General features: G+C 69.9%; 11 protein-coding genes. 4 read left to right on the forward strand and 7 right to left on the reverse strand.

Annotated elements, in window-relative coordinates; genetic code table 11:
- The coding region (locus tag FV220_RS05010) for an MFS transporter (protein WP_147829977.1) at positions 1-1,356 on the reverse strand (1,356 nt) is incomplete at its 3' end.
- A gap of 249 nt (positions 1,357-1,605) precedes the next feature.
- On the opposite strand from FV220_RS05010, the gene FV220_RS05015 reads away from it, so the two are divergent.
- Entirely contained in the window at positions 1,606-2,676 is a 1,071-nt protein-coding gene (locus tag FV220_RS05015) for a nitronate monooxygenase family protein (RefSeq protein WP_147829979.1), read from the forward strand.
- A gap of 31 nt (positions 2,677-2,707) precedes the next feature.
- Here the strand turns inward: FV220_RS05015 and FV220_RS05020 are convergent, their stop codons facing one another.
- Entirely contained in the window at positions 2,708-3,556 is an 849-nt protein-coding gene (locus FV220_RS05020; protein ID WP_043764331.1) for a transporter substrate-binding domain-containing protein, read from the reverse strand.
- A 137-nt stretch (positions 3,557-3,693) separates the two neighbouring features.
- On the opposite strand from FV220_RS05020, the gene FV220_RS05025 reads away from it, so the two are divergent.
- Positions 3,694-5,562, forward strand: a complete 1,869-nt coding sequence (locus FV220_RS05025) for a glycosyltransferase family 2 protein (RefSeq protein WP_147829981.1) — start codon at positions 3,694-3,696, stop codon at positions 5,560-5,562.
- A 22-nt stretch (positions 5,563-5,584) separates the two neighbouring features.
- Here FV220_RS05025 and FV220_RS05030 read toward each other — a convergent pair whose 3' ends face one another.
- The 3 genes from FV220_RS05030 to FV220_RS05040 form a co-directional block, all read right to left on the reverse strand.
- Complete coding sequence (locus FV220_RS05030; RefSeq protein WP_147829983.1) at positions 5,585-6,163, reverse strand: SCO family protein; 579 nt, start codon at positions 6,161-6,163, stop codon at positions 5,585-5,587.
- Between the two features lie 115 nt (positions 6,164-6,278).
- Positions 6,279-7,394: a D-alanyl-D-alanine-carboxypeptidase/endopeptidase AmpH gene (ampH, locus tag FV220_RS05035; protein WP_147829985.1), complete on the reverse strand. Its 1,116-nt coding sequence runs from the start codon at positions 7,392-7,394 to the stop codon at positions 6,279-6,281.
- A 144-nt stretch (positions 7,395-7,538) separates the two neighbouring features.
- A complete protein-coding gene (locus FV220_RS05040) occupies positions 7,539-7,862 on the reverse strand; it encodes a metalloregulator ArsR/SmtB family transcription factor (protein WP_147829987.1) in 324 nt (107 codons plus the stop codon).
- A 102-nt stretch (positions 7,863-7,964) separates the two neighbouring features.
- Here FV220_RS05040 and FV220_RS05045 point away from each other — a divergent pair, with 102 nt between their 5' ends.
- Positions 7,965-8,867 (forward strand): acyl-CoA desaturase, encoded by a 903-nt coding sequence (locus FV220_RS05045; RefSeq protein WP_147829989.1) that lies wholly within the window; start codon positions 7,965-7,967, stop codon positions 8,865-8,867.
- A gap of 76 nt (positions 8,868-8,943) precedes the next feature.
- Entirely contained in the window at positions 8,944-9,426 is a 483-nt protein-coding gene (locus tag FV220_RS05050; protein WP_147829991.1) for a hypothetical protein, read from the forward strand.
- Positions 9,427-9,435: 9 nt separating this feature from the next.
- Here the strand turns inward: FV220_RS05050 and cysG are convergent, their stop codons facing one another.
- Both cysG and FV220_RS05060 read right to left on the reverse strand, forming a co-directional pair.
- Positions 9,436-10,929 (reverse strand): siroheme synthase CysG, encoded by a 1,494-nt coding sequence (gene cysG, locus FV220_RS05055; protein WP_147829992.1) that lies wholly within the window; start codon positions 10,927-10,929, stop codon positions 9,436-9,438.
- A 15-nt stretch (positions 10,930-10,944) separates the two neighbouring features.
- Entirely contained in the window at positions 10,945-13,623 is a 2,679-nt protein-coding gene (locus tag FV220_RS05060) for a nitrate reductase (RefSeq protein WP_147829994.1), read from the reverse strand.
- Positions 13,624-13,681 lie beyond the last annotated feature (58 nt).

A 13,681-nucleotide genomic window follows, 5' to 3' on the forward strand; every position in this document is an offset into this window, starting at 1 on the left:
GCCTTCGTCCCACCCGCCACCCCGGCGCTCCAGCGCCGGGGTGGCGGGTGGGACGAAGGCGAGGATCAGGACGATCGTCGCGAGTTCGAAGGCCGCGACCAGCCACAGGCCGGCGGAGGCGGAGCCGGTATGCTCGCGCAGGTAACCCATGAGGGCGGGGGCGCCGAAGCCTGCGAGGTTGGCCACCGAATTGATCAGGGCGATGCCGGCCGCGGCGGCCGAGCCTGCCAGGAACCGCCCGGGGATCTGCCAGAAGACGGGGATCGCGCTCATCGTGCCGACGATCGCCGCGGCGAGCGCCAGCATGGCCAGAACCGGGCTCGACGGGACCAGGAAACCGACGAGGGTGATGGCCAGCGCTCCGATCGTCGCCGGGATCCCGCAATGCAGGCGCGCCTCGCCGGTGCGATCGGAATGGCGCCCGTTGAGGATCATCCCGATGCCGCCGCACAGATAGGCCGCCGACATGATCCAGCCGACGGTGAGCGGATCGGTGAAGCCGGCATCGCGTACCACGCTCGGCCCGAAGAAGGTCAGGGCCGAGTTCGCCATGATGATGCAGAAGAAGATCGCGATGCACTGCCAGACCCGGACATCCTTCAGGGAGGCGAGGATGCGGTGTTCGCGCGGGCCGAGGGCCTCGGCGTCGCGGGCGAGATCCGCCTCGATCAGCGCCCGCTGCTCCGGCGTCAGCCAGGTGGCCTTGGCGGGGCGGTCGGTCAGGTAGAGGAGCGTGACGAACCCTGCGAGGATCGACGGGATGCCCTCCAGCAGGAACACCCATTGCCAGCCGGCCCAGCCGTTCACGCCGTCCATGCCGGTGAGGATCGCCCCGGCCAGCGGCCCGCCGATCACTCCGGCGATCGCCGATGCCGACATGAAGAGGCCGAACACCTTCGCCCGCCGCTCGCTCGGGTACCAGTAGGTCAGGTACAGGATCACGCCCGGATAGAAGCCGGCCTCGAACACTCCGAGCAGGAAGCGCAGCACGTAGAAGAAGGCCGGTGTGGTGACGAACATCATCGCCACGCAGCAGGCGCCCCAGAGGAAGGTGATCCGCGCGATGGTCTTGCGGGCGCCGATATATTCCAACAGCAGATTGCTCGGCACCTCGCAGAGGAAGTAGCCGATGAAGAAGATGCCCGCCCCGATGCCGTAGACCGTCTCGCTGAATTTGAGATCGGACAGCATCTGCAGCTTGGCAAAGCCGATATTGACGCGGTCGATCCAGGACAGGATCCAGAGCGCCATCAGGAACGGCAGCAGGCGCCAGGTAATCCGACGGTAGGCCGCGTCGAGCGACGGACGAGGCCGGGTCGATGACGCATCGGGAACGGGATATGACCGGATCGCCATGGATCGCCTCGAGGTCCGTCACACCATCGGCGCCGATGCAAACCTCGCCGAAACACCAGCAATAGTTGGACCATGTTCCCGCTCGATCCGACATCCGGACGGGCCGCGAAACTCGTCTGCGAGCGGGGTTATCCACCCCGAGCGAGGCTTTCCATCGCGTTCCTCACGGGATGCGGAGCCAGCCGGAAACCATCGCACTTCGATGGTGTAGACAGACGGTGATCGACGCCTTGCCAAGGAGACCATGCCATGTGGCCCGACAGACGTTTCCTCGATCTCGTCGGTCTGGATCATCCCATCGTCCAGGCACCGATGGTCGGGCCTCGGGGCCGGCTCACGACCGCCGTCTCCACCACCGGCGCCCTCGGGTCGCTGGCCTGCGCCGCCCTGAACGCCGAGCAGGTAGGCAGCGAGGTCGCGGCGATCCGCCGGAGCACGGATCGTCCGTTCAATCTGAATTTCTTCTGCCACACGCCGGCCGCCGCCGATCCGGCCCGCGAGGCCGCATGGCTCCAGCGCGTGACGCCCTATTACCGCGAACTCGGCCTCGACCCCGCAGCGCCCGTCGCTATTGCCAACCGTGCGCCCTTCGACGAGGCGATGTGCGCCGTCGTGGAGGATCTGCGCCCGGTGGTGGTCAGCTTCCATTTCGGGCTCCCCGAGGCCGCCCTCCTCCGCCGCGTCAGGGAGGCGGGCTGTCTCGTCGTCTCCTCCGCCACCACGGTGCGCGAGGCCCGCTGGCTCGAAGAGCGCGGCGTGGACGCGATCATCGCCCAAGGGTCCGATGCCGGGGGGCATCGTGGCATGTTCCTCACCGATGCGGTGGAGTCCCAGGTCGGCACCTTCTCCCTGGTGCCGCAGGTGGTGGACGCGGTGCGCGTGCCGATCATCGCGGCCGGCGGCATCGCCGATGCGCGCGGGATCGCCGCGGCGCTCACCCTCGGCGCCTCCGCCGTCCAGATCGGCACGGCCTATCTCCTCTGCCCGGAGGCCGGCATCTCCGCCGTCCATCTCGCGGCGCTACGGGCCGCCCGCGACGAGGATACCGCGCTCACCAACGTGTTCACGGGCCGTCCCGCCCGAGGTCTCGTCAATCGTACTTTGGCGGAGCTCGGCCCGGTGAGCGCCGACGCGCCGGCCTTTCCCTCCGCCGCCGTGGCGCTCCAGCCCCTGCGCCAGCGCGCGGAGGCGGAAGGCTCGGGCGATTTCTCGCCGCTCTGGTCGGGACAGGCGGCGGCTCTGGCGCGGGAAACGGGGGCGGCGGAATTGACCCTACAACTGGCGGAGGAGGCACGCGGGATCTTGCAGGCCCGCGGCTAGCCCGGCTGCCCGATAGGCATGGGCCGGCGAGTCAGAACGGACTGACGGGGAAGAACCGCAGGTACAGCTCGGCGTATTTCCCCTCGTCCCAGAGCCGTTGGAGGGCTTCGTCGAGGGCGCGCGAGAGGGCCGTGTCCTCGCGCCGGGTGACGAGGCCGATGCCCTCGCCGAAATAGCGGTTCTCCAGGTAGTCGCCGCCCACGAGTGCGCAGCAATTCGAGGAATCGATGCCGCCGATCCACAAAGCGAGGTTGAGCCCGTCGGCGAAGACGTAATCCACGTCGCCGCGCCGGAGCGCCCCTTCGGCGGTGGCGAGGTCGGTGAACTCGCGCGCCTCCGCCTGGGGGAAGAACGCCTTCAGATAGGCCGCATGGGCGCTTGCCCCGACGATGCCGACGGACTTGCCGGCCAGCGCCTTGGCCGAGGGGGCGGGCAGGCCCTTGTCCGTGCGGGCCGCGAAGCGCGCCGGCCAGCGGAAATACGGACGGGTGGCGAGGAAGCGGCTGCGCAGGGTCGGGGTGAGCGGGATCGCGGCCGCGACCACATCGCCCTGCCGGTCGGCCAGGGCGTCGAGCAGCGTATCGAACCGCCGCGCCTGGATCGTGCAGTTGAGCGACAGGCGCTCGCAGACCGCCCGGACGAGTTCCACCACGAAGCCGGTGGGTGCGCCGTCCGGGCCGGCGAAATGCAGGGGCGGGAACTCGTCGTCGGTGAGGAAGCGGACGGCGCGCGCCGTCTGCGGCGCTTCGATCCGTTCGAGCCGGCTGCGCGGATTCCAGAAATTCGGGATCGTCACGCTCGGCGAGGCCGTGTCCCGCGAGGCCGTATCGTGCGCTGTCGAGTCTTGCGCTGCCGCCGGCCAAGCCGAGAACAGCGCCATCACCAGCAAAGCGGCGGCACACCAGGCGAGGCGGCTTGACGGTGTGGTTGTATCTGTGGCGCACTGGTTGTGCGCGGGAATCGTCTGGCTCACGGCTCTCCCCTATCACGTTCCCGGGCCTCGGGGATCCGGTTCCGGTGTCGATCCTCGGTTTCAGGAGCCTGCGCGGCGAAACGGTGGCATTGCCGCCGGAGATCGCGTTTCTCCTGAGCCACGCCGCCTCCCCGATGCTGCTGGCGAAGGCCGCCGCCCTGGCGCGGGCGAGCGGCACCGATGCCGCCACCGCCCTGATCCAGTCCGGGCTGATGGACGAGGAACGCTTCTACCGCGCCCTCGCCCTCACCCTCGGCGCGCGCTATCTCGGCGCGCCCCTGCCCCTCGGCGCCGGGGCGCGGTTTCCCGACAGTTTGGTCGCAGGTGTGGCGCCCCTCGATCCGGGGACGGGAGCGGCCTTCGTCTACGCGCCGCGGGGACGCGCCGTCGTCGAATTGCTGCAGGGACGCAGCCCCACCGGTCTGATGCCGGCGATCACCACCCCGACGGCCCTGCGCCACGCGATCTTCGCCCAGCGCTCGGTGGGAGTCGCGGCCCATGCCTCGGACGACCTCCTCAGGCGGAGGCCGGACTGGGCCTACAACGCCGTCCCCGTGGCGCCGCTCCTTGCGCTGGCGGGCCTCGTCTTCGGCGCGTTCCTGTTCGCCCTGGCCTGCCTGCCGGCGTTCCTCGTCACGGCGGCCTGGGTCCTGGTGCAGGTCGGATTTCTCGTCCTGCTCACCTTTCGCGTGGCCGCCATCGGCCCGACCGGCCGGATCGCGCCGGAGGACACGCCCCGGCAAAGGATGTCGGACGTCGACCTGCCGGTCTACACGGTGTTCGTCGCCCTCTACCGGGAGGCGGCGGTGGTGCCGCGCTTGATGGAGGCGTTGACGCGGTTCGATTACCCGGTGGCGAAGCTCGACATCAAGCTCCTCACGGAAGCCGACGATGCCGCCACCGCGGGGGCGCTCGCATGCCTCACCCTGCCGGCACATGTGGAGGTCGTCGTCGTGCCGCCGGGGCTGCCGAGGACCAAGCCGCGCGCCCTCAACGCCGCCCTGCCCCTGGCAAGGGGAAGCTGCCTCGTGGTCTACGACGCGGAGGACGTGCCCGATCCCGGCCAGTTGCGGGCGGCCGCCGAGGCCTTCGCCCGCGCCTCCCCGCGCACCGCCTGCCTGCAGGGCCGCCTCGTCATCGACAATGCCCGCGACTCCTGGCTGACCCGGTGCTTCGCCCTCGAATACACGGCTCTGTTCGACGTCCTCGGCCCGGCGCTGGCCGCATGGCGGCTGCCGACGCCGCTGGGTGGGACCTCCACCCATTTCCGAACCCACATCCTGCGCGCCGTCTACGGATGGGATGCCTGGAACGTCACCGAGGATGCCGATCTCGGCCTGCGGCTGGCACGGGCCGGCTACGATGTCGGCGACCTGCCGAGCAACACGATCGAGGAGGCGCCGGCCCGCTACAGGGCTTGGCTCAACCAGCGCACCCGCTGGATGAAGGGCTTTCTCCAGACCAGCCTCACCCATGGCCGCACCCCCCTGGTCACGTTTCGCGAACTCGGTCCGTTGGCGAGCCTATGCGCCGTTGCCCTCATCCCCGGCACGGTGGCCTCGGCTCTGGCCTATCCGTTCCTGATGCTGCCGGCTCTGGTCTCCCTCTGGCCGAGCCGGATCGAGGCGGGGAGCGATTTCTGGTCGAACCTGCCCACGGGCGCCGCGATCACGGTGCTCGTCTCGGGCTTCGTGGCGATGCTGCTGCCGGCCTATATCGGCGCCCGGCGCCGGGGCTGGCACGATCTCGTCCCCTTCGTGCCCCTGCTGCCGGCCTATTTCCTGCTCGTCAGCCTCGCCGCCTGGCGCGGGGTGATCGAACTGATCCTCGCACCCGACCGCTGGAACAAGACCGAACACGGCCTGTCCCGCACCTCGCGCAGCGGGGCGCTGACACCGAACCCGCCGCGATGACGGGGCCCAGCACCAGGACGCGTTACAGCGCCTTGGCGAGTTCCGCCGCCGCCTGGTCGGCGGGTTTCATCAGGTTGAGGGCGTTCACGAAGCGGTTCCGGCCATCCATAATGTAGACGAGCGCCGTGTGCTCCATCGTGTAATCGTCTCCCTTGGTCGGCACCTTGCGGACATAGGCGCGGTAGGCCTTCACGGCCGCGGCGACCTCCTCCGGCGAGCCGGTGAGGCCGACGATGCGGGGATCGAAACTGGCGAGGTAGGTCTTCAGGGCCTCGGGCGTGTCGCGCTCGGGATCGACCGCGATGAACAGCGCCTTCGTGTCCTTGCCCTTGGGGCCGAGCGCCTGGAGCACATCACCGATCTGCTGCAGCGTGGTCGGGCAGACGTCGGGGCAATGGGTGAAGCCGAAGAAGACGAGATGGGTCGCCCCGGCGAAATCGCGCTCGGTGACGCGCCGTCCGTCCTGGTCGGTGAGGGTGAAGGGGCCGCCGACGCTGCTGGTCGCCACCTGCCCGGCCTTCGGCACGAGCAGCACGGTGGCGGCGACGCCGAGCGCCACGAGGCCGAGGGCGAAGAGGATGAGGGGAAGGGCGCGACGCATGGGGAGCCTTCAAGCCGGTTCCGGAGGGACGCTGCGGCAAGAGCATGGGCCGGGGATGCGGGCAACCGTCAATGTGTCGCCGGGGGCTGCGTGAGACCGGCTTCACCACTCGGGTTCAGCGGATCGCGAGGGCGGCGATCAGCTTGTGGGTCGTGCTGGTCAAGGCGGAGAACGCCGCGAAATCGATGCGGTTGATGACGACGAAGACTCCGACATCGCGCCCCGGCGCGAAGGCGACGTAGCTCATGAAGCCGGCGCCTCCCCCGCTCTTGGCCAGCAACGCCGGTTCGTTCTCCTTGGCCGCCAGGGCCACCCAGCCGAGGGCGAGGCCCGCCATGGGCGAGGCTTCGTCGAAGCCGATCGCTGCCGGCATCGATTGGCGCTGGCGGTAGACCGCGTGGCTCAGGGCGAGCGTGCCGCTCGTGGCGGTGACGTTGTGCCGGAGCCAGCGCGCCATGTCGTTGCCGGTGCTGTAGAGGCCGCCGCTTCCGCCCGTCGCCTGGGTGTCGACGCAGGTGGCCGGGCCGCCAAGGCCCGAGCCGATCATCAGCCGCGCGCATTGCTCCGGCGTCGGCGACAGCCCCGTATCGGCCATTCCCAGCGGCGTGGTGACGTGGCTGCGCAGCAATTGGGAATAGGGCGCGCCCCCCGCCGCGCCGACGGCATCGGCCAGGAGGTCGAACCCCACATTCGAGTAGGACGTGACGGTGCCGGGAGCCCAGGGCAGCGTGTATGTGCCGAGCCAGGACCAGCGGTCGTCGCGGGTCGGCCAGGCGCGTGGGTTCGTGCCTTCGGGGGCGTGTCCCATCTCGCGCGGAAGGGCGCCCGAATAGGTCGCCAGATCGAGGAGGGTGATGGGCCGCCCTTCGAAGGCGGGAACCTTCGCCTCCGGCGCGAAGCTCTGCAGCGGATCGGCGAGGGAGAGCTTCCTCTCCGTGGCGAGGGAGGCCAGCACCTCCGTGGTGAAGACCTTGGTGATGGAGTTGAGCCGCACCAGGCTCGTTCCGTCGGGCGTGATGCCGTTGCCCTTCTCGGTCTCGCCGTAGCCGCGGATGAAGGTCCCGTCCCCGCGCACGACCACCAGGATCATGCCGGGCGCGCCGGATTCGAGGAACAGGACGTCACCGGTCAAGTCCGTCGCCGCCGCGATCACCGGATCGTCGGCGCTGGCTGCTCGTGTCGTCGTCGCGAGCGACAGGGCAAGGGCGAGGACAGCGAATCGCTTGATCACGGCGCGGCTCCGATTCTGGTCGGAACTCTACACGCATTGGACGTGGTGCAAGCCCATCGGGCGGGTAGCGCCGCCGGGTCGATTCACAGGTGTTTGATCGTTCACGCCGTCCGGAGGCGAGTCGCCGCGACGGGACGTCCGATCTCAGCCCTCCCCGCCCTTCCCACGGTCGCCGGCCAGGGTGGCGCTCTCGCGCCGGAGCGGGCGGCCGACGGGGCAGACCTCCTGCACGAAGCCGGCGAGTGTGTTGGCGAGATTGTCCTCCACCTGCCGGTAGAACACGAACTGCCCGCGCTTCTCGCTCACCACCAGGCCGGCATTTTCCAGGATCGACAGGTGCTGCGAGATCGACGGTTTCGACATCTCGAAGCGCGAGGCGATGTCTCCCGCGCTCAGCTCGGCATGCGCCAGATAGGCGAGGATTTTCCGTCGCACTGGGGATGCCAGGGCCTCGAAGACGCGCTGCATGGGATCGGTGCCTCACTTCACCGAACATTTAGGCGATGAGCTAACGATTGACAAACTGGTCGCTGATATAATTAGGTAATTGCCTAATCATTGGAGGCCCGCATGACGCTTCTCTCGACACCCCGCCTCATTGCGGGACCGGACACCTCCGCCACGGAAGGGCGGGTCCGCTGGGCGCCGTCCCGCTCGCTCTGGACCGGTGGCATGACGTTGGCGGCTGTCTCCCTGGCGCCGATCTTCGTCACGCCCGGTGCGGTGCTGCTCTTCCTCGCCAGCAGCGCGGTCACTCTCTGTCTCGGGCACTCCATCGGCCTGCACCGGCTCCTGATCCATCGCAGCCTGTCGGCGCCGCTCTGGGTGGAGCGGGTGCTGGTCTATCTCGGCACGCTGGTCGGCATGGCGGGACCGCTCGGCATGGTACGGCTCCACGACACCCGGGACTGGGCGCAGCGCCAGGCCTCGTGCCACGATCTCCATGCCCACCGCGCACCGCTTCTGCGCGACGCGTGGTGGCAGATGCATTGCCGCCTCGATCTCACCCACCCGCCCCGCTTCGTGCCGGAGGACAGGATCGCCCGCGATGGCTTCCTGCGTTGGCTGGAGGCGAGCTGGATGGCGCAGCAGATCCCGTGGGCGATCCTGTTCTACGCGCTCGGCGGCATGCCGTGGCTGGTCTGGGGCATTCCCGTGCGGATCGCCGTGAGCCTCACCGGGCACTGGCTCGTCGGCCACCTGACCCACCGGCGCGGACCGCAGGGCTGGGCGGTGGACGGGGTCGCGGTGCAGGGACACGACCTGCCGGCGGCCTCCCTCGTCACCTTCGGCGAGGCCTGGCACGGCAACCACCATGCCTGGCCGGACTCCGCTCGCCTCGGCATCGAGCCGGGTCAGCACGATCCGGGTTGGTGGGTGCTGCTCGCGATGCGCCGGCTCGGTCTGGTGTGGGGGCTCAAGCAGCCGGGCGACCTGACGCCGAGGGAGGGATTGCGCCGCGTCACGGTTTGAACCCATCCCCCGGAGCCCGCCCGCTCCGGATCACCGCGATCTCCTCGCTGCCTCGGCCGACGAAAGGAACACGATCATGTCATCCGCCTCCTGGCCGATCACCCTGCGCGTCGCCTTGGCGGGCATCATCGGCCTCGTCGGATCGGTTCTGGTCATTCAGATGCTGCTCTGGCCGGCTTTGCCGGATGGGGCCGCGACGGAGACGATGGCCCGAGCCCTGTCGAGGGGCTTCGGTAGGACGATGGCCCTGATGGTGGCCGGACTTCTCTTTGCCGGGCCGTTGATCCTCATCGCGATTTTCGCGGGGGCGATCTTCCGGCCGTCAATCGAGCGGCATCTCCTGCCATGGAGCCTCGGCTCGCCGGTCGCGGTATGGCTGTTCGCCTGTCTCGTCCTCGTCCTGATGACGGAATCCGCCTCCAGGCCGCAGGGATTTCTCCACCGGCTCGCCGCCGCCATGGGGTCGGCGGAAAACCTGCTCTTCCTGTTGGGGCCCCTCGTGTCGGGCCTCGCATTCTATGGCTTGTCGGTGCCGCAAAAGCGGACGCCTCCGGTGTGACGAACCCTGTCACACGGCGATCTGATCTCGTTCCCCGGTCTCGTCCGCCAGGGCGGCCCCCTGTCGCCGCAAAGCCTCGCCCACCATCAGCAAGGCCGGCCCATCGTAGCCCGATGCCTCCACCCGGTCCGCCAGATCGGCGGCTGTGCCGGACACGACGGCTTGGTTGGGGCGCGTGGCGTTGAAGACGAGGAGCGCGGGGGTGGCCGGTGCCAGACCCTCGGCGACAGCGCGGTCGAGCAGCTCGCGCAGGGTCTTCTTCGGCATGTAGACCACGGTGGTGACGCTCGGATCGGCGAGCGCGCCCCAGTTCAGGTCCGACGGCAGGGTGCCGCGGCGGTCGTGGCCGGTGACGAATTGCAGGCGTCGCGCCGAGTCGCGGTTGGTCAAGGAGACGCCCAGCGAAGCGGCCGCCCCCTGCGCCGCCGAGATGCCCGGCACCACGCTCACGGGGATGCCGGCCTGATGGCAGGCGTCGATCTCCTCGCCGGCCCGGCCGAAGACCAGGGGGTCGCCGGATTTGAGGCGCACCACCTGCTTGCCGGATTTGGCGAGCTGCACCATCAGCGCGTTGATATCGTCCTGGCGGCAGGAGGGGCCGTGCCCGGTCTTGCCCACCAGCATGGTGCGCGCCTCGCGGCGGGCATAATCGAGGATCTCGGGCGCCACGAGGTCGTCGTAGAGGATCACGTCGGCGTTGCGGAGCGCCCGCAGGGCCTTCAGCGTCAGGAGCTCGGCATCGCCCGGCCCCGAGCCGACGAGCGTCACCGCCCCACCCTTCGGTACGGCGTCCGTCTGGCCGAGGAGTTCGGCCAGATCCGCCTCGGTGGGTGTCCGGTCCGGCTCGGCGAAGGCGCGATCCGTGAAGCGCTCCCAGAAGGCGCGGCGGTCGGAAAAGGCGTGGAAGCGGGAGGTGACCTCCTCGCGCCAGTCGCGGGCGGCGCCGATCCAGGCCTTGAACCCGCGCGGCAGCATGCCCTCGATCCGGGCGCGCACCGTCTGCCCGAAGACCGGGGCCGCGCCCTCCGTGGAGATGCCCACCACCATGGGCGAGCGGTTGACGATGGCGCCGAACTTCACGTCGCAGAGATGCGGCCGGTCGACGGCGTTGACGATGGCGCCGGTCGCCCGCGCGGCGGCCACGAAGGCGATGCAATCGGCCTCGTCCTCCATGGCGCCGATGCAGAAGGCCGAGCCCTGGAGGTCGGCGGGCTGCCATTGGCGCTCGTGCAGGGTGACGCTGCCGGCGACGATCTCGCCCGGCACCGCGCGCAGCTCGTCGCTGGGTTCGGGTGCGTAGACGTCCACATCCGCCCCGGCGGCGGCGAGCAGCTTCACCTTCCAGGGCGCACCGCCATTGGACCCGGCCAGCACCGCGCGCTTGCCCTGCAGCGGCACGAAGACCGGCAGGACCGCCAACGGTTCGAGGCCGGCATGTCCGGCGCCCTCACGGGCGGCGATTCCGGCGGGTCGGGTTTCCCGGGGCTGGCGGGGCGTGCTCATCCTATGAAAATGAGCTCATGCGGCGTCGCGCGCAAGCGCCTGCGGCAGCAGCTTGCGGATCTCTGGAATGCACGAGCCGCAATTCGTGCCGGCTTTGCAGGCGGCACCCACTGCCTCGACGCTGTGGGCGCCGGCCGCGATGGTGGCGGTGATGACGTCGAGGCCGACCCCGTGGCAGGCGCAGACGGTCGGCCCGGCCGACGCCGTCTCGGCCCGGCCTGAGAGCAGGGCGCGCCGGGCGGAGGGTTCGAGATCGTCGGCGGCGAAATAGGTCTTCTCCGATTCCCAGCCCGGTTTCGCGTCGCCGGGCGTCAGGGCCAGACAGGCGACGAGACGCTCCCCGTCATAGGCGGCGAAGCGGTAGCGGCCACGGGCATGGTCGGCATATTCGGCGATCTCGAGGCCCTGGAACATCCCCCGCAGCATCAACGCGACCTCGCGCGAACTCTCCTGGGTGGCGAAGTGCAGCCCGGACCCGCCCTGGATCGTGGCGCGCGCCCACCACCATCCGGTGGGAAGCGACCGCTGCTCGCGGGTCAACAGGAAGCCTCGGCTCCGATAGACCGCCGGCGCGATGGCGGCCGGCGTCGCCTTCAACTCGGGCTGTCCGGAGACCGGATCGGGGATGCCGCGCGCGAGGGCGCCGACCCGGCCCTCCGACGCGGTGGCCCCGCTCCAGTGGAAGGCGGCGAAGAGGTCGCCCCGGCGCATACCCTCCCCCACCATCACCTCCAGCACCGCCGCGCCATGCGCGGTGGAGACCGTGGCGAGGCCGCCATGGCTCACGCCCATCGCGGTTGCGTCGTCGGGATGGATCTCGACGAAGGGCACGTCGCGATGGGCCGAGAGGCGCTGGCTCTTCCCCGTGCGCGTCATCGTGTGCCAATGGTCGCGGACCCGGCCGGTATTGAGCACGAAGGGGAAGTCCGCGCTCGCCGCCTGGGCTAGGGCCGGGGGCTGTACGGCGACGAAGCGGGCGCGCTTGTCGAAGGTGAAGAACTGTCCGTCGGCGAAGAGGCGCGGCTTGCCGTCCTTGGCCCCGCGCTTCGTCAGCGGCCATTGCAGCGGCTTCGCGCCGGCATAGGTCGCGTCCGAGATATCGCTCACCGCGCCGATGTCGAAGTCGCGGGTGCCGTTGTTCTCGAAGGCCGAGAGCGACGCGTGCTCGCGGAAGATCGCGGCGGCGTTCGGATAGGCGAAGGCCTCGCCGTGGCCGAGGCGCTTGGCGACGTCGCTGATGATCGCCCAATCCGCCCGTGCCTCGCCGGGGGCCTTGAGGAAGCTGCGCTGGCGCGAGATGCGCCGCTCGGAATTGGTGACGGTGCCGTCCTTCTCGCCCCAGGCCTGGGCCGGCAGCAGAACGGTCTTGCGGCCTGTCGCCATGGCGGTGTCGCTGTCGGCGACGGCCTCGGACACGACGTAGAGGTCGAGGCCCTTGATCGCCTCGCGGATCGCGTCGGCGCGTGGCATCGACACGACGGGGTTGGTGCCCATCACCCACAGGGCCTTGATCTTGCCGCGCTCCACCGCCTCGAACAGGGCGACGGCCTTCATGCCCTCGCCGGTGATGATGTTGGGCGCCGACCAGAACCGGCGGACCCGGTCCACCTCCTCGGGGGCGAAATGCATGTGGGCGGCCAGCATGTTGGCGAGGCCGCCGACCTCGCGCCCGCCCATGGCGTTGGGCTGGCCGGTGAGGGAGAACGGCCCCGCGCCGGCCTTGCCGATGCGGCCGGTGGCCAGATGGCAATTGATGATCGCGTTGCCCTTGTCGGTCCCCTGCGCCGACTGGTTCACCCCCTGTGAGAAGGCGGTGACGACGCGCTTCGTGCGGGTGAACAGCGCGAAGAAGGCGCCCACATCCGCGTCCGAAAGGCCGGTGGCGGCGGCCGTCGCGGCGATGTCCGGCGCGATCGAGCGCGCGCGTTCGAGCGCCCCCTCGAAGCCCGTCGTGTGGTCGAGGACGAAGCGGTAATCGAGGGCGCCCGCGCTCGCGAGATGCACGAGGAGGCCGGAGAACAGGGCGGTGTCGGTGCCCGGCTTCAGGCCGAGGAAGAGGTCCGCCTCCTCCCCCGTCTGGGTCCGGCGCGGGTCGATCACCACGAGCTTGGTGCCGCGCTTGGCGCGCGCATCGACCATGCGGCGGAACAGGATCGGGTGGCACCAGGCGGTGTTGGAGCCGACCAGCACGATCACGTCGGCCTCGTCGAGATCCTCGTAGCAGCCCGGCACCGTGTCGGAGCCGAAGGCGCGCCGGTGGGCGGCCACCGCGCTCGACATGCAGAGGCGCGAGTTGGTGTCCACATGCGGCGTGCCGAGGAAGCCCTTCGCGAGCTTGTTGGCGACGTAGTAATCCTCGGTGAGGAGCTGGCCCGAGAGATAGAAGGCGATCGAATCCGGGCCGTGCTGCTCGGCGACCTTGCGCAGGCCGCCGGCCACGGTGCCGAGCGCCGATTCCCAGCTCGCTCGCACCCCGTCGACGGAGGGATGCAGCAGGCGGCTGTCGAGGGACAGGGTCTCGCCGAGGGCCGAGCCCTTGGAGCAGAGGCGGCCGAAATTCGCCGGATGCTCGGTATCGCCGGCAATGCCCGCCCCCCCGAACCCGTCGGGGGTGGCCAGCACGCCGCAGCCGACGCCGCAATACGGGCAGGTGGTCTTCACGGCGGCGGCGGGTGCCTGGACGTGCGCGTTCATGGCGAAATCCTCGGCGAATTCCAGGGTTCGAAGGGCAGCAAGAGTCGGGCCGGCGCGC

It is taken from the genome of Methylobacterium sp. WL19 (assembly GCF_008040005.1).
GTDB classification, from domain to species: Bacteria; Pseudomonadota; Alphaproteobacteria; order Rhizobiales; family Beijerinckiaceae; genus Methylobacterium; species Methylobacterium bullatum.

Excerpts from the sequence above, each read along its gene's own strand:
- FV220_RS05045 (WP_147829989.1), top strand. The coding sequence starts at position 7,965 with ATGACGCTTCTCTCGACACCCCGCCTCATTGCGGGACCGGACACCTCC.
- FV220_RS05015 (WP_147829979.1), top strand. The coding sequence starts at position 1,606 with ATGTGGCCCGACAGACGTTTCCTCGATCTCGTCGGTCTGGATCATCCC.
- FV220_RS05020 (WP_043764331.1), bottom strand. The coding sequence starts at position 3,556 with ATGGCGCTGTTCTCGGCTTGGCCGGCGGCAGCGCAAGACTCGACAGCG.
- FV220_RS05060 (WP_147829994.1), bottom strand. The coding sequence starts at position 13,623 with ATGAACGCGCACGTCCAGGCACCCGCCGCCGCCGTGAAGACCACCTGC.
- FV220_RS05050 (WP_147829991.1), top strand. The coding sequence starts at position 8,944 with ATGTCATCCGCCTCCTGGCCGATCACCCTGCGCGTCGCCTTGGCGGGC.
- FV220_RS05040 (WP_147829987.1), bottom strand. The coding sequence starts at position 7,862 with ATGCAGCGCGTCTTCGAGGCCCTGGCATCCCCAGTGCGACGGAAAATC.
- FV220_RS05030 (WP_147829983.1), bottom strand. The coding sequence starts at position 6,163 with ATGCGTCGCGCCCTTCCCCTCATCCTCTTCGCCCTCGGCCTCGTGGCG.
- cysG (WP_147829992.1), bottom strand. The coding sequence starts at position 10,929 with ATGAGCACGCCCCGCCAGCCCCGGGAAACCCGACCCGCCGGAATCGCC.